This window comes from Mycobacterium sp. NGS64 (genome assembly GCF_059812245.1).
In genome coordinates, this window is the sequence record NZ_JCALCI010000003.1 from 429,023 (window position 1) to 446,940 (window position 17,918).

15 protein-coding genes and 1 pseudogene are annotated in these 17,918 nt (G+C 70.1%); 13 read left to right on the plus strand and 3 right to left on the minus strand.

Annotated elements, in window-relative coordinates:
* Positions 1-5 precede the first annotated feature (5 nt).
* From AC5Y4S_RS15910 to AC5Y4S_RS15930, 5 genes are all read left to right on the plus strand, one after another.
* A complete protein-coding gene (locus tag AC5Y4S_RS15910; RefSeq protein WP_500033665.1) occupies positions 6-1,256 on the plus strand; it encodes an ATP-grasp domain-containing protein in 1,251 nt (416 codons plus the stop codon).
* A 12-nt stretch (positions 1,257-1,268) separates the two neighbouring features.
* Positions 1,269-1,979, plus strand: coding sequence for a class I SAM-dependent methyltransferase (locus AC5Y4S_RS15915; protein WP_500033666.1), 711 nt, complete (start codon positions 1,269-1,271; stop codon positions 1,977-1,979).
* A gap of 61 nt (positions 1,980-2,040) precedes the next feature.
* Positions 2,041-3,021, plus strand: coding sequence for a phosphotriesterase family protein (locus AC5Y4S_RS15920; RefSeq protein WP_500033667.1), 981 nt, complete (start codon positions 2,041-2,043; stop codon positions 3,019-3,021).
* Positions 3,018-4,490, plus strand: coding sequence for an AMP-binding protein (locus AC5Y4S_RS15925; RefSeq protein WP_500033668.1), 1,473 nt, complete (start codon positions 3,018-3,020; stop codon positions 4,488-4,490). The genes AC5Y4S_RS15920 and AC5Y4S_RS15925 overlap by 4 nt, the downstream gene beginning before the upstream one ends.
* 73 nt (positions 4,491-4,563) lie before the next feature.
* Positions 4,564-5,037: a YbjN domain-containing protein gene (locus AC5Y4S_RS15930; RefSeq protein ID WP_500033669.1), complete on the plus strand. Its 474-nt coding sequence runs from the start codon at positions 4,564-4,566 to the stop codon at positions 5,035-5,037.
* A 1-nt stretch (position 5,038) separates the two neighbouring features.
* On the opposite strand, the pseudogene AC5Y4S_RS15935 reads toward AC5Y4S_RS15930, so the two are convergent.
* Positions 5,039-6,245 (minus strand): annotated as a pseudogene (locus AC5Y4S_RS15935) (acyltransferase family protein).
* Positions 6,246-6,354: 109 nt separating this feature from the next.
* Here AC5Y4S_RS15935 and pgfA point away from each other — a divergent pair.
* Together pgfA and AC5Y4S_RS15945 are read left to right on the plus strand one after the other, a co-directional pair.
* Positions 6,355-7,653, plus strand: coding sequence for a cell envelope lipid trafficking protein PgfA (gene pgfA / locus AC5Y4S_RS15940; RefSeq protein ID WP_500033670.1), 1,299 nt, complete (start codon positions 6,355-6,357; stop codon positions 7,651-7,653).
* A 9-nt stretch (positions 7,654-7,662) separates the two neighbouring features.
* Positions 7,663-9,348, plus strand: coding sequence for an MmpA family trehalose lipid delivery protein (locus AC5Y4S_RS15945; protein WP_500033671.1), 1,686 nt, complete (start codon positions 7,663-7,665; stop codon positions 9,346-9,348).
* Here AC5Y4S_RS15945 and AC5Y4S_RS15950 read toward each other — a convergent pair.
* Entirely contained in the window at positions 9,332-10,486 is a 1,155-nt protein-coding gene (locus AC5Y4S_RS15950; RefSeq protein ID WP_500033672.1) for a glycosyltransferase family 4 protein, read from the minus strand. The genes AC5Y4S_RS15945 and AC5Y4S_RS15950 overlap by 17 nt on opposite strands.
* Before the next feature lie 526 nt (positions 10,487-11,012).
* Here AC5Y4S_RS15950 and AC5Y4S_RS15955 point away from each other — a divergent pair.
* Genes AC5Y4S_RS15955 through AC5Y4S_RS15965 form a run of 3 tightly spaced genes read left to right on the plus strand, consistent with a single transcriptional unit; the run spans position 11,013 to position 14,425 of the window.
* Entirely contained in the window at positions 11,013-12,119 is a 1,107-nt protein-coding gene (locus AC5Y4S_RS15955) for a hypothetical protein (protein ID WP_500033673.1), read from the plus strand.
* A gap of 24 nt (positions 12,120-12,143) precedes the next feature.
* Positions 12,144-12,911, plus strand: a complete 768-nt coding sequence (locus AC5Y4S_RS15960) for a class I SAM-dependent methyltransferase (protein WP_500033674.1) — start codon at positions 12,144-12,146, stop codon at positions 12,909-12,911.
* A 44-nt stretch (positions 12,912-12,955) separates the two neighbouring features.
* A complete protein-coding gene (locus AC5Y4S_RS15965) occupies positions 12,956-14,425 on the plus strand; it encodes an aldehyde dehydrogenase (protein WP_500033675.1) in 1,470 nt (489 codons plus the stop codon).
* Positions 14,426-14,480: 55 nt separating this feature from the next.
* Here the strand turns inward: AC5Y4S_RS15965 and AC5Y4S_RS15970 are convergent, their stop codons facing one another.
* Entirely contained in the window at positions 14,481-15,275 is a 795-nt protein-coding gene (locus AC5Y4S_RS15970; RefSeq protein ID WP_500033676.1) for a crotonase/enoyl-CoA hydratase family protein, read from the minus strand.
* A 207-nt stretch (positions 15,276-15,482) separates the two neighbouring features.
* On the opposite strand from AC5Y4S_RS15970, the gene AC5Y4S_RS15975 reads away from it, so the two are divergent.
* From AC5Y4S_RS15975 to AC5Y4S_RS15985, 3 genes are all read left to right on the plus strand, one after another.
* Entirely contained in the window at positions 15,483-15,614 is a 132-nt protein-coding gene (locus tag AC5Y4S_RS15975; RefSeq protein ID WP_255342532.1) for a hypothetical protein, read from the plus strand.
* An 89-nt stretch (positions 15,615-15,703) separates the two neighbouring features.
* On the plus strand, positions 15,704-16,270 hold the full coding sequence (locus AC5Y4S_RS15980) for a TetR/AcrR family transcriptional regulator (protein WP_500034032.1): 567 nt from the start codon (positions 15,704-15,706) through the stop codon (positions 16,268-16,270).
* Between the two features lie 132 nt (positions 16,271-16,402).
* Positions 16,403-17,851 carry a PE family protein gene (locus AC5Y4S_RS15985; protein ID WP_500033677.1) on the plus strand — a complete coding sequence of 483 codons (1,449 nt, stop codon included), beginning with the start codon at positions 16,403-16,405 and terminating at the stop codon, positions 17,849-17,851.
* The last annotated feature ends 67 nt before the right edge of the window (positions 17,852-17,918 follow it).

Here is a 17,918-nt window from a genome sequence, read left to right on the forward strand (position 1 = left end):
CCGACATGCACGTCGTTCTGGTCGATAGCTATGCCAGCATGGGAACCGAACTGGCGCAAGGCTTCCGAAGCCTGGGGTTCACCCCGCTGCGTGTGCAAAGCACCCCCGAGGTGCCGGTCGCGCTGCGCGGTCAACCGGATCGGTACCCCTACGACGTCGACATCGTGCACCGCGGCGACCTGTCCGAGACGCTGGCCAGGCTGTCGCCCTACCATCCCGTCGCGGTCGCCGCCGGCACCGAACCCGGGGTCGAGCTGGCCGACGCGCTGAGCGAGGCGCTGCACCCGATCACGGGCGTACCCACCAACGGAACCGCCCTGAGCGCCGCCCGCCGCGACAAGTATCTGATGATCGAGCGGATCAAGGAGCAAGGCTTGCGGGGCGCGCGCCAAATCCTGGTGGCGGACGAAGACCAGCTCCGCAACTGGCACAACGGCATTGGCGGCACGGTCGTCGTCAAGCCACTGCGCAGCGCCGGCAACGACGGCGTCGCCTGGTGCCGCACCCCGGAGGACTCCGTGCGGGCGTTCCGGCGCCTCGACGGCCGCGACAACCTGCTGGCGCATCCGAATGACGGTGTGGTGGCCCAAGAGTGCCTGGTGGGCGCGGAGTACATCGTCAACACCGTCAGCCGCGATGGCGCACACCACGTGTGCGACATCTGGGAGACGTACCGCATCGAGGCCAACGGCGTTCCCGACCTGCTGATGGGCTGGCGGCTGCTGCCGGCGATCGGCGATCTGCAGGACGAGCTGGTCGCCTACGCCTTCGAGGTGCTCGACGCCCTCGGCATTCGGCACGGCCCGGCCCACCCCGAGATCAAGATGACGGCCGAGGGGCCGTGCCTGGTGGAGGTGGGCGCGCGGATTGCGGGCGGCGGCCTGGCCGAGGCCGCACGCCTGGCCACCGGGCGATCACAGGTCGACTGGACGGTGGACGCCTACGCGCGACCCGATCGCTTTGCCCGCAACTGTGGGGGGCCGTACCGCTTGGGCCAGCACGTCGCGCGGACCACGATGGTCGCCCCGCGCAGCGGCAGGCTGGTCTCCTATCGGGGGCTGGAGGCCATCAAGGGGCTGGACAGCTTTTACGACATGCGGGTGCTGGTGAATCCCGGCGAGCAGCTGCCGCTCACCACCAACGACCTGACCTATCCGATCTGGATCACGCTGCTGCACGAGGTTGGCGAAGTGGTGACCCGCGACCTCTGGACGGTGCGCTACCTCGATGGCGCGCATTTCTACGAGCTGGCCTAGAAGGGACCGACGATGTCGTTTTGTCATTCTCTGTCGTTTTGTCATTGCCACGCCGACACCGACTCGGAACGGACGGGTGACGGCAGCCTGATCGAGCTCTACCGCCGGATGCCCCCGACGGGCGAGCCCGAGCAGATCGACGCCGTCCTCGCGCCGCGCAGCTCGGTGCTGGAACTCGGCGCGGGCACCGGGCGGATCGCCGACCCGCTGGCCAGGCTCGGCCACCGGGTCACCGCCGTCGACGACTCCGAACGGATGCTCGCCGAAGTCCGGCACGCGCGGACGATCCGCGCCCGAATCGAGGAGCTGCGCCTGACGGAGAGGTTCGACGCGGTCCTGTTGCCCACCAACCTGATTCACTATCGGGGCGCCGATCTTCGACGGGCGGTGCTTGCGACCGTCGCACACCATCTCAAACCAACGGGCCGGGCGATCATTCAGTGGAAACCGCCGGCCTTTTGGGCCGCCCGGCCCGCGGGCTTCACGGAAAGCAAGAAGATCGGCAAGGCGACGGCACGCGTGACGATCCACCGCGATCTCGACCGGCTGGTCGAGGGCGAATACGCGTTGATGATCGACGGATCGGTCATGCGGCAGTGCTTTCATTTGGAGGTGCTGACGGTCGGGGACATCCGGCGCGAATTCGGCAACGCCGGCTTGCGGTTGCTCGACAGGGCGCCCGAGTCGACGGAATGGCTCCAGGCGGTGCGCTCGCGGGCTTGAGACAACCTGGGCCGAAAACGCCCCTGTTGGTTTACGGCCGAATCGACCTAGAGTCAGACGCGTGCCAGAACTCAATACCGCTCGCGGCGCCATCGATACCGCCGACCTCGGCGTGACGCTCATGCACGAGCACGTGTTCATCATGACCACGGAGATCGCCCTGAACTACCCCGAAGCGTGGGGCGACGAGGACCAGCGGGTGGCCGATGCGGTCAACCGGCTCAACGAGCTGAAGTCGCGCGGGGTGGACACCATCGTCGACCTCACGGTGATCGGGTTGGGCCGCTACATCCCGCGCATCGCGCGCGTCGCGGCGGCCACCGAGCTGAATATCGTTGTGGCGACCGGCCTGTACACCTACAACGACGTGCCGTTCCGGTTCCACTACCTGGGGCCGGGCACGCAACTGGACGGCCCGGAGATCATGACCGACATGTTCGTCCGCGACATCGAGGAGGGCATCGCCGACACCGGCATCAAGGCCGGCATCCTCAAATGCGCCACCGACGAGCCCGGCGTGACCCCCGGCGTCGACCGGGTGCTGCGCGCGGTCGCCCAGGCGCACAAGCGCACCGGCGTGCCGATCTCCACCCACACGCACGCGGGGACGCGGCGCGGGCTGGAGCAGCAGCGCATCTTCGCCGAGGAGGGCGTCGACCTGAGCCGGGTGGTGATCGGCCATTCCGGCGACAGCACCGACCTCGACTACCTCGAGGAACTGATCGGCAACGGCTCCTACATCGGGATGGACCGGTTCGGCATCGACGTCTACCTGCCGTTCGAGGACCGGGTGAACACGGTGGCGCGGATGTGCGAGCGCGGCCACGCCGACAAGATGGTGCTGTCGCACGACGCCAACTGCTACTTCGACGCGCTGCCCGAGGAGTTACTGCCGGTGGCCGCGCCCAATTGGCATTACCTGCACATCCACAACGACGTGATACCCGCCCTCAAGGAGCGCGGCGTCACCGACGAGCAGCTGCACACCATGCTGGTGGACAACCCGCGCCGCATCTTCGAGCGGCAGGGCGCCTACTCGTGACCGACCCGGTCCCGCCGATCGGCACGCAGATTTCGCAGGCCGCCCGGCTGGCTCCCGACGAGCCCGCGGTCACCTGCGACGGGCGGACCATCTCCCGCGGCGAACTCGACGCCTCGACGAACCGGTTGGCCCGCGCGTACGCCGAGCGCGGCGTCGGCGTCGGCGACTACGTGACCATGGTGCTACCCAACTCGATCGAGTGGATCCAGGCCGCGGTGGCCTGCTGGAAGCTGGGCGCGGTGCCGCAACCGCTCTCGGCGCGGCTGCCGGACGCCGAGCTGCAGGGCCTGCTCGAGTTGCGGCCGCCCGCGCTGCTGGTGGGCCGCGATGGCACCGAAATACCCAGCGTGCCAGCCGGTTTCGTCCCCGACCCGGCGCTGTCCGACGCCGACCTGCCGGAGGCCGTCTCGCCGGTGTGGAAGGCGATGGGCTCGGGCGGCAGCACCGGGCGCCCCAAGCTCATCGAGTCCGGCGGGGACAGCCGGATACCGGCCGCGGTCGGCTACCCGCTCGGCGCGCAGGAGGGCGACACCACCCTGGTGCCGATCCCGTTGTCCCACAACACCGGGTTCACGACCGCGACGATCGCCTTGCTGATGCGCCATCACCTGGTGCTGATGAGCCGATTCGACCCGCAGGGATTCCTGCGGCTGATCACCGACCATCGGGTCACGTTCCTGACCACGGTGCCGACGATCATGCAGCGGGCGCTGCCGGTCTACCACGCCGACCCGGGCGCCTATGACCTGTCGTCGCTGCGGCGGTTCTGGCACATGGGGGCGCCGTGCCCGCCGGCCGTCAAGCAGGCCTGGATCGACCTGCTGGGCCCGGAAGTCGTCTGGGAACTCTACGGCGGCACCGAATTACAGGCGCTCACCTTCATCAGCGGCGAGCAGTGGCTGACACATCGCGGCTCGGTCGGCGTCGTGGTCGCCGGGGAGATGAAGGTGCTCGACGACGACGGCAACCCGTGCCCGCCCGGCGTCGTCGGCGAGATCTACATGCGCCCCGCCCCGGGCAGCGCGCCGACCTACCGCTACGTCGGCGTCACGCCGAAGTCCCGGGACGGCTGGGATTCGCTGGGCGATCTCGGCTACTTCGACGACGACGGGTTCCTGTACCTGTCGGACCGCCGGGTCGACATGTTCACCGTCGGGGGCCGCAACGTCTACCCCGCCGAGATCGAGAACGCGCTGTCGGCCCACCCGGAGGTGCTGTCCTGCCTCGTCGTCGGCGTGCCGCACGACGATTTGGGCCAGGTGCCGTACGCCCTGGTGCACGCGGCCGACGGGTCCGCGCTGGACGCCGACGGCGTGAAAGACTTTCTGCGCGAACTGATCTCGTCGTACAAGGTGCCCCACACCGTCGAGTTCGTCGGCGCTCCGCTGCGCGACGATGCCGGCAAGGCGCGCCGGTCGGCGGTGCGCGCCGAGATCATCGCGCGCCTGCAAGCCGTCGAGCCGGCCTGACGGCTCCAAGAATCTTCCAAGCGCTGCGCCCCACCATGGGTCCGTCGATGACCGTTGTCCGGGAGAGGGGCTAATGCAGATCGAGCCGTTGAGCACGGAGCTGATCGACCGTTATCTGCGATCGCGTCAGCTGCGGTTTTTCCGCAGCAGTGACGGCGAAGAATTCATGCTGCTGCTGTCTAGCCACGAGCGCGGCAAGCTGCACGTGAACCTGCGGATCAACGGTCTGCGGCGCGACGTTTTGGAGATCTCGATCAGCCCAGCCGTGTATTACCTGGCCGCCGAACGCCCGCGCCTGATGGAAGTGGTGAACGACTGGAATCGCGACACCCACTGGCCCAAGGCGTTTGTGCGCGAGACCGCGCAGCCGACCCGGCTGGCCATTGTCGCCGAGAACGCCTACCTGCTGACCGACGGCATCCACCTCGAGGCGCTGGGCAACTTCGTCCGATCCACCGTCGAGTACGGGACCGACCTGTTCGAGAAGATCGAGCGGGCCATCTGTCTGCCGTCCGCCGACGCGCTGGAACAGTGGATGGATCGCTGAGTCACGGCGCGATCGCGTCGGCCTCGGCGTCGGTGACCTGGGGCGTCGGCTCGTGGCGTTTTTCCCAGCGGCGCAGCGCTTCCCGGCACGGGGATTCGACCAGCCCGTAGCTGACGGCGGCGATCGCCCAACCGAAGATCAGCGTCAACGCCAGCACCGAGGGCATCCGGCCGGTGAACGGGAACGTCCCGAGCACCGGGAAAACCATCGCCAGCGCGGCCAGGTGCCAGATGAACAGGCCGTAGGACCAGCGGCCCAACGTCACCATGGCGGTGCTGCCCAGCACCCGGTGCGGCGTGTCGAGCCGGTCCAGCACCAACGGCGCCACCAACGCGAACGCCACCATGGAGCCGGCCGCCGTCTTCACCGCGAACTGCGCCGCGGTGCCGGGCACCAGGCCCTCGGGTCCGGCCAGCGGCGAGGCCGCCAGCAGGTAGGCCAGCAGCGCGACGACGGCCATCACGATCCGGTGCCGCGACAACCGGTGCGGCACACCGATTCCGCTGTGCACCCATTCCGCCAGCAGCATGCCCGCGGCGAACCAGGAGAAGAAGGCCGGCGGCCAGTTCAGCGGATTGGTGCCAGGATCGGAGTGGCCAAAAAATACCGGCACCCAGCCCCACGCCCAGCTCAGGGCCGCCAGCGCGGCGATCGCCGGCACCCGCGCGCCGACCGGGAGGCGGCGGGCCAGCAGCGCCAGGACGGGCAGCGCCAGGTAGAAGCTGACCTCGACGGAAAGGCTCCACATCTGCGTCAGGCCACCGGTCAGCGTGAGCGGCACATAGATCTGGGTGAGCGTCAGGTTGGCCAGCCACACCGTCGGGCTGGCGTGATCCGCGTCGGGCAGCAGGGTCAGTATCACCACGACCGCCACCAGATAGGCCGGCATGATGCGGACCGCCCGCGAACGCAAGTAGTGGCCGGTGCGTGGCCGCGGCCCCAAACCGCGCGCCGCCGCCGCGTGCCCGCGCCACAACAGGAATCCGGACAACGCGAAGAACACCGCCACGGCGAGGTCGAAGCGGCCGAACAGCCGGCCGGCGGCGCCGCTGGAGTGCCCGGTCTGGAAGGCGACGTGCGTGACGACGACGCCCATGGCCGCGCACGCGCGCATCCCCTCCACGGCGGGAAGGAAGCTGCGGACTCCGCCCACCTGTTGGTCGTCCGTCACGCACACAAGTGTGCCCGTCGGTTGTCGCCCGACGAATCGGGTACGTAAGCCGGGGCCTTAAATTCTGCTGTTAGGGTCGAACGGGTTTGCCACGCTGACCGGGGGCCGGCTCGGACCACGATGATCCACTAGGAGGAGCAGCGCGCATGAACCGCGCAGTCATGTTGCGTTACGCCGCATGCGCGATCATCGGACTCGGGGCTGCCCTGCTGATCGCCGCGCTGCTGCTGTCGACATACACCAGCAGCAGGATCGCCAAGATCCCGCTGAACATCGACGCCACGTTGATCAGCGACGGCAACGGAACCGCGCTCGACTCCGCGTCGCTGTCCACGGACCACCTCGTCGTCAACCAGAACGTGCCGCTGGTCTCCCAACAGCAGGTCAGCGTCGAATCCCCCGCCAACGCCGACGTCGTCACCCTGCAGGTCGGCACCTCGGTCCGGCGCACCGACAAGCAAAAGGACAGCGGCCTGTTGCTGGCCATCATCGACACGGTCACCCTCAACCGCAAGACCGCGCTGGCCGTCTCCGACGACACCCACCCCGGCGGCTCCGTGCAGAAGCCGCGCACCGTCAACGACGAGAGCCCGCCCACCGCGATGCCACTCCGCCACGAGGGGTTGTCCTACCGGTTCCCGTTCCACACCGAGAAGAAGACGTATCCCTATTTCGATCCGGTCGCGCAGAAGCCGTTCGACGTCAACTACGACAGCCAGGAAGACGTCAACGGGCTGACCACCTACAAGTTCACCCAGAACGTCGGCTACAACGCCGAGGGCAAACTGGTGGCTCCGGTGGCCTACCCGACGCTGTACGCCGACCAGACGACGGACTCCAAGTTCACCGCCCCGGCGTCGATGTGGGGCGTCCAGGGCGGCGATCCCAACGAGCAGATCACCATGACCCGTTTCTACGCGGTGCAGCGGACCTTCTGGGTGGACCCGGTGTCCGGCACCATCGTCAAGCAGACCGAGCACGCCAACCACTACTTCGCCCGTGACCCGCTCAAGCCGGAGCTGACGCTGGCCGATTACAAGGTCACCTCGAACGAGGACACCATCGAAGGACAGGTCAACGCGGCCCGCGACGAGCGGGACCGGCTGGCGCTGTGGTCGCGGGTGCTGCCCATCACGTTCACCGCGGTCGGCCTGATCGCGCTGATCGGGGGCGGAGTGCTCGCCTCCTTCAGCCTGCGGACCGAGAGCGCGCTGACCGACCCCGGCCTGGACCGATCCGACGAGGAAGTGTTCGGCCGCGGCGGTCCGGAAGAGCCCGTGCCCGGCGCCGAAGCCGAGACCGAGAAGCTGCCCACCCAGCGCCCCGCCGAGAATCCGGGCCCGCCCGCCGCGGACGCACCGAATCCGGGCTCGGACGAGCCGCCCGAGCCGGGGCCGCCGGACGCGGGACCGCCGGAGTCACCGGGTCCCCCCGAACGGGCCTAGTTCCCCGACGTGCGCTGGACCCGGCCGGGGTATGCGCTGTTGCTGGCGCTCCTGGTGGCCGCGCCGCTCCTGGCGCCGGGGTACCTGCTGTTGCGCGACGCGGTGTCGACGCCCCGGTCATATGTGTCCGACACCGCCCTGGGGTTGACGGCGGCGCCGCGGGCGACGCCACAGGATTTCGCCGTGGCGCTGGCCTCGCATCTGGTCGACGGCGGCGTCGTAGTCAAGGCGCTGCTGGTGGCGGGCCTGTGGCTCGCGGGGTGGGGCGCGGCGCGGCTGGTCGCGACCGCGCTGCCCGAGGCTGGGGCGCCGGGCGAGTTCGTCGCGAGCACGTTGGCGATTTGGAATCCCTATGTCGCCGAACGCCTTCTGCAGGGCCACTGGAGCCTGCTGGTCGCGTACGGCTGCCTGCCGTGGGTGGCGGCGGCGATGCTGCGGCTGCGGGCGGCTGGCGGCTGGTCTGCCTGGTTCGGCCTGGTTTTCTGGGTGGCGCTGGCCGGGCTGACGCCGACGGGCCTGTTGCTGGCCGCGGCGGTGGCGCTGGTCTGCGTCGCATGCCCCGGTGCGGGGCACCCGCGCTGGCTGTGCGCTGCCGGGACCTCCGGCGCCGCGCTGGTGGCGGCGGCGCCGTGGCTGACGGCGGCCGCGGTGGGCTCGTCGTTGAGGGCGCACACCGCGGCGAACGCGCTCGGGGTGAACGCGTTCGCGCCTCGGGCCGAACCTGGCCTGGGCACGCTGGCCAGCCTGGCCAGCCTCGGCGGCATCTGGAACGGCGAGGCCGTACCGGCTTCGCGGACAACGCTTTTCGCGTTGTCGTCCGCCGTGGTGCTGCTGGCGGTGGTGGCGGCCGGGTTGCCGGTGGTGGCGCGTCGGCGCCTGGTGGCGCCGTTGCTGGCGCTGGCGGCGGTGGCCGTCGTGGTGCCGGCCGTGTTGGCGACGGGCCCGGGTCTGCACGCCTTGCGGGCGCTGGTCGACGCCGCGCCCGCGTTCGGGGTGCTGCGCGACGGGCAGAAGTGGGTGGCGCTGGCGCTGCCGTGTTATGCGCTGGCGAGTGCGGGCGCCGTGGTGACGCTGCGCAGGTGGTTGCGGCCGTCGGTGGCGGCGCTGGTCTGCTGCCTGGCGCTGATCCTCTCGCTGCCGGACCTGGCGTGGGGGGCGTGGGGCCGCGTCGCGCCGGTGCGCTACCCGCCGGGGTGGGCCGCGGTGGCGGCGGCGATCAACCGCGATCCCGCGACGGTGGCGGTGCTCCCCGCGGGCACCATGCGGCTCTTCTCGTGGTCCGGGCCGGCGCCGGTGCTCGATCCGCTGCCCCGCTGGCTGCGCGCCGACGTGCTGAGCACCGGCGACCTGGCCATCTCGGGGGTCGTCATTCACGGGGAGGGTGATCGCGCCCGGGCCGTGCAGGATCTGCTGCTTTCCGGGCCCGACCCGGGCGCGTTGGCGCCGGCGGGCATTGGGTGGCTGGTCGTCGAATCGGACAGCGCCGGTGACATGGGCGCCGCGTCGCGCACGCTGGACGCGCTCACGCCGGTCTACCGCGACAAAGAGCTCGCCCTGTACCGGATCGGCGGCCACACCGCCGGGGTGCCTGCCGGGCGGCGGACCGCGACGCTGGTCGCACACCTGGCGTGGCTGGCGATGCTTTCCGTCGGGGCGGTGGGCGCGGCGCTCTGCTGGTTCAGACGACGCCGCTGACGTACTCGCCGGCCTGGACGGCTTGCAGCACGCCGGCGATCGCGTCGGCACTTTGCGTCCAGGAGAACTCGCCGCTGCGCGCCTGCGCCTTGGCGCCGAGCTGGTCGCGCAGCACGGGGTCGCAGAGCAGCCGTTCCAGGCGGTCCACCAGCTCGTCGTGGCCGTCGACCAGGAGCCCGGTCACCCCGTCGACGATCGAGTCGGACAGCCCGCCCGAGGAGCGGTAGCCGACGGTGGGCACCGCGTGCTGCGCCGCCTCGACGACCGCCAGGCCCCACCCCTCCTTGCGCGAGGGCAGCACGTGCACCCAGGAGCTTTGCAGGACATGGTGTTTAGTGACGTCGTCGACGTGGCCGTGGAACGTCACCGCGTCGGACATGCCGAGGCGCCGGACGTGGTCGACGAGCCGCCGCCGCCACCAGCCGTCGCCGACGATGTCGAGGTGCAGGCCCGGTATGCGGGGCCGCAGCGCCGCGACCGCTTCGAGCGCGTCTTCGATCCGCTTGTGCGGCACCAGCCGCGACAGCACGACCACCCTCGGTGCGGCCGAGCGCGGCCCGGACAGCGTTTGCGCCGGGGCCTCGTCGAGGCCGTTGCGCACCACGGCGATCTGCTCGTTGTTCACGCCGAGCGCGACGAGGTCACGGGCCGACGGCAGCGACACCGTCACGTACTGGTTGCGCCGGTTCAGCCGCGGCGACAGCGTCGACTCGACGAACCAGCCGATCCGGCCGAGCACCGGACCGGCCACCGGCCACTGCTCGCGGTGGCAGTGGTGCACCAGCACCACCACCCGACGGCCGTACACCAGCCGGGCCAGGAAGGGCAGGCCGTTCTGCGTGTCGACGACCGCGTCGGGCCGCACGCGCCGCAGCGGGCCGAGACCGATGCGCGCCGCGGCCATCGCCAGCAGCGCCCACACGTACACCGAGTAGCGGCCGCCGGCCCGGTCGATCCGCACCCCGTCGACCACTTCGCGGCGCGGCGCTCCGGGATAGCGGGCGGTGCGCAGCGTGACGGCGATCCCGGACGCGGCCAGCTGCGCGCCGATGCGCTGCAAATAAGCTTCGCTGCCGCCGCCCTGCGGGTGCCCGGTGTCGCGCCAGCACAGCAACAGGACGGAACGAAGAGCAGACATTAACGGCCAGCCTAGCCCGGTGACGATGCGCGCCGCCGACAGCGGCGCGAGGAGGAGGCGGGCAATCGGACCTAGCCCGGTGACGATGCGCGCCGCCGACAGCGGCGCGAGGAGGAGGCGGGCGATCGGACCTAGCCCGGTGACGATGCGCGCCGCCGACAGCGGCGCGAGGAGGAGGCGGGCAATCGAACCTAGCGGGCGGCTTGCGGGAGCCGGCGGTTGCGCCGATTCCGGTCACATCCGCCCCACTGGCCTCTGCCGGCGGGGGCACCCGTTGTGCCCGCCTCTCAGCGACAACGGGGAGGAGGCCCAGCGGTCGCACAGTCGCTATGAGGCGGGCACGTTGGATGCCGCCCAGCGCGGCGACGGGTGTGACGCCAGTGGTCGGAAGCCGCCCCACCAGACCCCAGCAAAATTCCCGCTTTCCAGTCGGCTCCACCGGTGGGATCGTTTCCACATGAGCATCAGCAATGAGTCGGCTGCGACACGCAGGTTTGTTGCGAATCCCCCATTTTGGGGCTCGAAGATGGCCTCCGTCACGACGCCCGCGTGGCAAAGCAATCCGGTCCGGTCCTACCTGATCATGGTGGTCGGGATCATCGCCTTCTGCGCCGTCCTCGGCGGCCTGTACATGGGCGCGCAGGCGTGGGCCATGCAGGGGCCGGGTGGGTCCCGAGATCTCGCGCGGTTGATGGACATGGTCGTCCGTTACGGCTTTGTGGCCCTGCTCATCGGCGGCGTCGGCGGCTGGTACTGGTGGTCGCAGCGGTCGGGCCACGGAAAGATCTTCATCGACGTCACGCGCGATGCCCTGACGGTCAGCAAGCGGCCGGGCGACGTGTATCCGTTCGCCGGCGCGCAACTGGGCGTGTGGGGGATATCGGGCGGCATGACGATGGGCACGACGCTGCATCTGCACTGTGGGGGACGGCGTTTCATCCTCGGCGGGCGGGATTATCGCGTTGCTGCCGGAACGCGGCTCGAGGCGCCCGACGCCGGCTACGGCCTGCCGCTGGACGTCGACGCCTGGGTGTCGGCCGCGGACTTCGGTGAGATCCTCGCCATGTCCGGGCACCAGGCTGCTCAGGCGGGTGCGAGCTCAGCGGCGGGACCGGTTCGTTGCCTGCTCTTCCCCAGCCCCTTGGCGATCCAGCAGATGGGGGCGTTCGCGGTCCGGCGAAAACAACAACTCCTGAACTCGGCCAACCGACCTCGCCTGGCCATCGACGTGGACGCCGACGCGATCCGGGTGGTCGACCCGAACAGCAATACGGTGTTCGCCTCGGCGCAGGTGGCGCAGCTGACCGCGACGCCGGAAACCTACCAATTCCGATACGGCGGTCTCGGGTTCGGATCGCCCGACCAAATCGTGGGCCGCATGTTCGAGCGGGGCATGGCCTCGTCACTGTCCACGACGCCCGTCCTCGTGATCGGCATCCCCGGTGGACCGCCGCTGACCATCGGATGTCGCGACACCATCGGGGGCCTGGACATGCGGTTTTCGTGGCCGCGCGACGTGCGGCAGCGCGTGAACGAGCCCCCAGAGTTTTCGGTCTCGGGCGGAGACTTCCTCCTGCTGGTCGAGAAACTCGGCTTGGCCCCGTATCTGCAACGGCACGACCAACAGGTCTAGCCGACCCGGCCGTAGGGTTGGCCGGTGGCCGTCACCGACCTCTTGGCGCGGCGGGCAACCCTGTCCCGCTCGCTGCGCCTGCTGTCGGAGTTCCACCACGAGCGGTCCGACCCGGCCCGGTTCTATCGTGCCCTGGCCGCCGATACCGCGGCGATGATCACCGACCTCTGGACCGCCGCCCATGGCGAGCCCCCGGTCGGCCGCACGCTGCTCGACGTCGGCGGCGGCCCGGGATATTTCGCGGCGGCGTTCGCCGACGCCGGCGTCCGCTACATCGGCGTGGAACCCGACCCGCGCGAGATGCACGCGGCCGGGCCGGCTTTGACCCGCGGGCCGGGCGACTTCGTCCGCGCCTCGGGCATGGCGCTGCCCTTCGCCGACGCCTCGGTCGACATCTGCCTGTCCTCCAACGTCGCCGAACACGTGCCGCAGCCGTGGCAACTGGGTGCCGAGATGCTGCGGGTGACCAAGCCGGGCGGGCTGGCGGTGCTGTCGTACACGGTGTGGCTGGGCCCGTTCGGCGGCCACGAGACGGGCCTGTGGCACTACCTCGGCGGCGCACGGGCCGCCGCGCGCTACGCCCGCAAACACGGCCATCCGGCCAAAAACAACTACGGGTCGTCGTTGTTCGCGGTGTCGGCCGCCGACGGCCTGAGCTGGGCCGCCAGCACCGGCGCTGCGGTGGCCGCATTTCCGCGCTACCACCCGCGATGGGCCTGGCGGCTGACGTCGGCGCCGGTGCTGCGCGAGTTCCTGGTCAGCAATCTCGTGTTGGTGCTCCAACCCCAGTAATGAAACATGTTCTCGTTTTGCGTCGGCTTGGGTAGGGTGGCGCCATGACCGACGTGAAGACCGAATACGACAAACTTTTCATCGGCGGCAAGTGGACGGAGCCGTCGACCTCAGAAGTCATCGAGGTGCATTGTCCGGCCACCGGTGAGTACGTCGGGAAGGTGCCGCTCGCGGCGGCGGCCGACGTCGACGCGGCGGTCGCCGCGGCGCGCGCCGCCTTTGACAACGGCCCGTGGCCGACGACGCCCCCGAAGGAGCGCGCGGCCGTCATCGCCAAGGCGAACCAGCTGCTCGAAGAGCGCAAGGACCAGTTCGCCAAGCTGCTCGCCGACGAGACGGGCCAGCCGCCGATGACCATCGAGACGATGCACTGGATGGGGTCGATGGGGGCGATGCAATTCTTCGCCGGTCCCGCCGTCGACCAGGTCAAGTGGCGCGAGATCCGCAACGGCTCCTACGGGCAGACGATCGTGCACCGCGAGCCGATCGGCGTGGTGGGCGCGATCGTGGCGTGGAACGTGCCGCTGTTCCTGGCGGTCAACAAGCTGGGCCCGGCGCTACTGGCCGGCTGCACGGTGGTGCTCAAGCCCGCCGCTGAAACACCTTTGACGGCAAACGCTTTGGCGGAGGTCTTCGCCGACGCGGGCCTGCCCGAGGGCGTGCTGTCGGTGGTGCCCGGCGGCATCGAGACCGGGCAGGCGCTGACCTCCAACCGCGACGTCGACCTGTTCACCTTCACCGGCAGCTCGGGCGTCGGCAAGGAGATCGGCCGGCGCGCCGCGGAGATGCTCAAGCCGTGCACGCTGGAACTCGGCGGGAAGTCGGCGGCCATCGTCCTCGAGGACGTCGACCTGGCCGCCGCGGTCCCGATGATGGTGTTCTCCGGGATCATGAACACCGGGCAGGCCTGCGTCGGTCAGACCCGCATCCTGGCGCCGCGCTCGCGTTACGACGAAATCGTCGATGCGGTAAGCACTTTCGTGCAGTCGCTCCCGGTGGGGCCGCCGTCGGACCCGGGCGCCCAGATCGGGTCGCTGATCTCGGAGAAGCAGCGCGCCCGGGTCGAGGGCTACATCGCCAAGGGCATCGAGGAGGGCGCCCGGCTGGTGTGCGGCGGCGGCCGCCCCGAGGGCCTGGACAACGGATTCTTTGTGCAGCCAACGGTTTTCGCGGATGTCGACAACAAGATGACGATCGCCCAGGAGGAGATCTTCGGGCCGGTGCTGAGCATCATCCCCTACGACACCGAAGAGGACGCGATCAAGATCGCCAACGACTCGGAGTACGGGCTGGCCGGCAGCGTGTGGACCACCAACGTGCCGCGGGGCATCGAGATCTCCGAGAAGATCCGCACCGGCACCTACGCGATCAACTGGTATGCCTTCGACCCGTGCTGCCCGTTCGGCGGCTACAAGAACTCCGGCATCGGCCGCGAGAACGGGCCGGAGGGCGTCGAGCACTTCACCCAGCAGAAGAGCGTGCTGATGCCGATGGGCTACACCGTCGACAGCTAGAGCCCTTGCGCCGAAGCGTCCACCTGACAGAGCGTGACGCGCTGGCAGCCCGCGGCTAGCGGCCCTGGAATTGGGCCCGCCGTCGCTCGATGAACGACTGCACACCCTCGGCGGCGTCCGCGCTGGCGAACAGCTCGGCCACGGCGGGCCGCAGCCGCTCGACGGCGGCCGCCTCACCTTCGGCGCGCGCCAGGTGCGCCGACGCCAGTGTGGCGCGCACCCCCAGCGGCGCGGCGCGCTCGGCGATGGTGCGCGCGATCTCGCGTCCGCGGTCCAATGCCGCGGCCGCGTCGTCGGCCACCTCCTGGACCAGCCCGATGCGGTGCGCCTCGGCGGCGTCGAACTCGTCGCCGGTCAGCAGCCAGCGCATGGCGTTGCCCCAACCAGCGTCGCGGGGCAGCCGGATCGTCGCGCCGCCGAACGGGTAGATGCCTCGTTGCACCTCGAGCTGGGTGAAGCGGGTCCCGTCCGCCGCGATCCGGATGTCGGCGGCCAGCAGCAACTCGATGCCCAACGTCATGCACCAGCCGTGTGCAACCGCGATCACCGGCGTGGTCCATACGCCGTCGAGCCGCCACGGGTCGCGGCCGTCGTCGGGGAACGCCAAGTCTCCCGCCGCGATGCCGGGGCCGACGTCGACCAGGTCCAGACCCGCGGTGAAGTGGTCGCCGTGCGCGAACAGCACACCGGCGCGCAGCGAGTCATCGGATTCCAACAGCCCGTACGCGCGGGACAGGTCGGCGAGCATCGCCCGATCGAACGCGTTGCGCTTCTCGGGCCGGTTCAGGCCGATCAGCAGGACGTGTCCGTCGCGCTCGAGGGACACGGTGTCGAGGTTCGGAAGGCCCATCGGCACAGTCAAGCGCAGTCCTAGGGATTATGCAATAGGGCATAATAGCTCACCGGTCACGCTGCCCTTCGACGGAAGGCTCGCCAGGCTCCAGATCGCATTCGTCGAGATGTTCTAGTTACTTAGGGAATAAAAATTGCTTACTCGACCGATGTCTTATATGCTTCTAAGCATAATCAAGGGCCGCACACAGGCCGGGAGAAAATAATGTGGATCATCGAAGTCAACGTCGCCGGCTACCAGTTCACGCGCGAGATGCCCGACTTCAAGCGCCGGACGTTCCGGTTCAGCCCGCGTAACATGCACTGGCCGGTACCGCGGCACTCGCACGCTGCATGACGCTCGCCACGGGAGGTACGACAGTGCCGACTACCACCGACGCCAAGGCGGACTCCACGCCGACCAAACGCTGCGACACCCGCAAGAAGATGCTGCTCAGCGCCGCCCAGGTGATGCGCGAACGCGGCGCCGCGGGGGTGACCATCGATGAGGTGCTGGCCCGCAGCGGCGCACCGCGTGGCTCGGTGTATTACCACTTTCCCGAGGGGCGCAATCAGATCCTGACCGAGGCGTTGCAGTACTCCGGCGACTCCATCACCGCGATGATCGACGACGCCGCCGGCTGGGGCGCCAAGGCCCTGCTGCGCGAGTTCGTCGAGTTCTGGGAGCGGCTCCTGTCCGAGGGCGACTTCAGCGCCGGCTGCCCCGTCGTCGCCGCCGCGATCGGCTCGGACGACGCCGAACCCAAGCTGTCCGCCGAGGCCGGCGCCATCCTGGGCCGCTGGTGCACGGCGTTGACCCGGGCGTTCGCCAACGACGGCTTCGACGACGCCGACGCGTCGTCGCTGGCCGTGATGTCGATCGCCGCCCTGGAGGGGGCCGTCGTGCTGTCCCGCTCCACTCGCAGCACCGACCCCCTGCACCAGGTGGGCGAGCAGCTCGAATTCCTCATCAAGGCAAGGGAATTCGTCATCCGCAACAACATCGCGGAGTAGGGCGCCGGCTTCGCCGGCCATAACGCATCATTTGCTGTCCGCACCAAGTACCATCTGTTTGCCAGCTACACGGCTCCACCAATACCTGCGCCGGACGGCGCCCTGTCAGAGCGCTCGTCGGGAGGTATTTCCATGTCGTTCATGTTCGCCACGCCGGACTTGCTGTCATCCGCCGCAACGGATTTGGCGAGCATCGGCTCGACGCTCGCCCAGGCCAACTCGGCCGCGGCCGCCCAGACCACCCAGGTCCTCGCGGCGGGCGCCGACGAGGTGTCGGCCGCGGTCGCGGAATTCTTTGCTGCTCACGCGCAGGGCTATCAGGCCCTCGGCGCCCAGGTGGCGGCCTTTCACGACCAATTCGTCCAGGCCCTGAACGCTAGCGCCGGCGCCTATGCCAGCGCGGAGGCGGCCAACGCCGCCGCGGCGGCGAATCCCTGGCAGGTTCTGCAGCAGGACCTGCTCAACGCGATCAACACGCCCACCGAGCTGCTGATGGGGCGCCCGCTGATCGGCAACGGCACCAACGGCGCACCGGGGACCGGACAGAACGGTGGGGCCGGCGGGCTGCTGTGGGGCAACGGCGGCAACGGCGGTTCCGGCACCCCCGCGACCGGGGGCAGTTTTGGAGGGCCAGGCGGCAATGGCGGCCCCGCGGGGCTGTTCGGCAACGGTGGGGCTGGCGGAGCCGGCGGGCCCGCGGTCTTCCCCGAGTCGGCCGGCCCCGGTGGCGCCGGCGGCACCGGGGGTTTGCTGTTCGGCAACGGCGGACCCGGCGGCGTCGGCGGGTTTGCGGTGGCCTCCACCACGGGAGGCGCCGGAGGCCACGGTGGCGACGCCATCGGATTGTTCGGCAGCGGCGGGGCCGGTGGCGACGGCGGTTCCGGTCGGGTCAACGACGCGGCGAACAGCATTGCCGGTGCCGGCGGGCAGGGCGGCCACGGCGGCCTGCTGCATGGCGACGGCGGCCACGGCGGCAACGCCGGAGTCGCCACCCGCGGTAACAGTGGAGGCAATGGCGGGGCGGGCGGGATGTTCAGTGGCAACGGGGGCGCCGGCGGCAACGGCACGGAAGGCAACCCCACGTTGGGCGGAGGCTCCTACGCCGGCGGCAACGGCGGCTCGGCCGGCCTCATCGGCAATGGCGGTGCCGGTGGGACCGGCGGTTCGGCCACACTTACGACCGCGTTTGCGGATGGCGGCATCGGCGGCGACGGCGGCAACGGCGGCAGCCTGTTCGGTCAGGGCGGTCACGGCGGCGCGGGCGGGCAATCCGCCTACGGCAACGGCGGCGTCGGGGGTGCGGGCGGGAACGCGGTCGGGCTGTACGGCAATGGCGGGGACGGCGGAGAAGGCGGCCAAGGCCTCGGCAATGGCGGTAACGGCGGCCGCGGCGGCAACGGCGGCCTCACCGGTAACGGCGGCAGGGGCGGCGACGCCGGCTTCGGTTACACCTTCACCGCAGCGGTGGGCGGCAACGGCGGAAACGCCCAGTTGGTCGGAAACGGCGGCGACGGTGGCACTGTCGGCGGGATCGGAGGCGGCGGTGGCCTCCTGCTGGGCGTGCCCGGCGCCGACGGGTGACAGGCGCCGTAGCCCAACGAAATCACGCGTCTACGCCCGCCGACCGCGCTACGATTTGCCCTTGGCG

Bases quoted from the DNA above. Each gene is read 5' to 3' on its own strand.
- AC5Y4S_RS15980 (WP_500034032.1), top strand. From the start codon at position 15,704: ATGCTGCTCAGCGCCGCCCAGGTGATGCGCGAACGCGGCGCCGCGGGG.
- AC5Y4S_RS15950 (WP_500033672.1), bottom strand. From the start codon at position 10,486: ATGTCTGCTCTTCGTTCCGTCCTGTTGCTGTGCTGGCGCGACACCGGG.
- AC5Y4S_RS15915 (WP_500033666.1), top strand. From the start codon at position 1,269: ATGTCGTTTTGTCATTCTCTGTCGTTTTGTCATTGCCACGCCGACACC.
- AC5Y4S_RS15955 (WP_500033673.1), top strand. From the start codon at position 11,013: ATGGCCTCCGTCACGACGCCCGCGTGGCAAAGCAATCCGGTCCGGTCC.
- AC5Y4S_RS15985 (WP_500033677.1), top strand. From the start codon at position 16,403: ATGTCGTTCATGTTCGCCACGCCGGACTTGCTGTCATCCGCCGCAACG.
- AC5Y4S_RS15965 (WP_500033675.1), top strand. From the start codon at position 12,956: ATGACCGACGTGAAGACCGAATACGACAAACTTTTCATCGGCGGCAAG.
- AC5Y4S_RS15910 (WP_500033665.1), top strand. From the start codon at position 6: ATGCACGTCGTTCTGGTCGATAGCTATGCCAGCATGGGAACCGAACTG.
- AC5Y4S_RS15970 (WP_500033676.1), bottom strand. From the start codon at position 15,275: ATGGGCCTTCCGAACCTCGACACCGTGTCCCTCGAGCGCGACGGACAC.
- pgfA (WP_500033670.1), top strand. From the start codon at position 6,355: ATGAACCGCGCAGTCATGTTGCGTTACGCCGCATGCGCGATCATCGGA.
- AC5Y4S_RS15975 (WP_255342532.1), top strand. From the start codon at position 15,483: ATGTGGATCATCGAAGTCAACGTCGCCGGCTACCAGTTCACGCGCGAG.
- AC5Y4S_RS15930 (WP_500033669.1), top strand. From the start codon at position 4,564: ATGCAGATCGAGCCGTTGAGCACGGAGCTGATCGACCGTTATCTGCGA.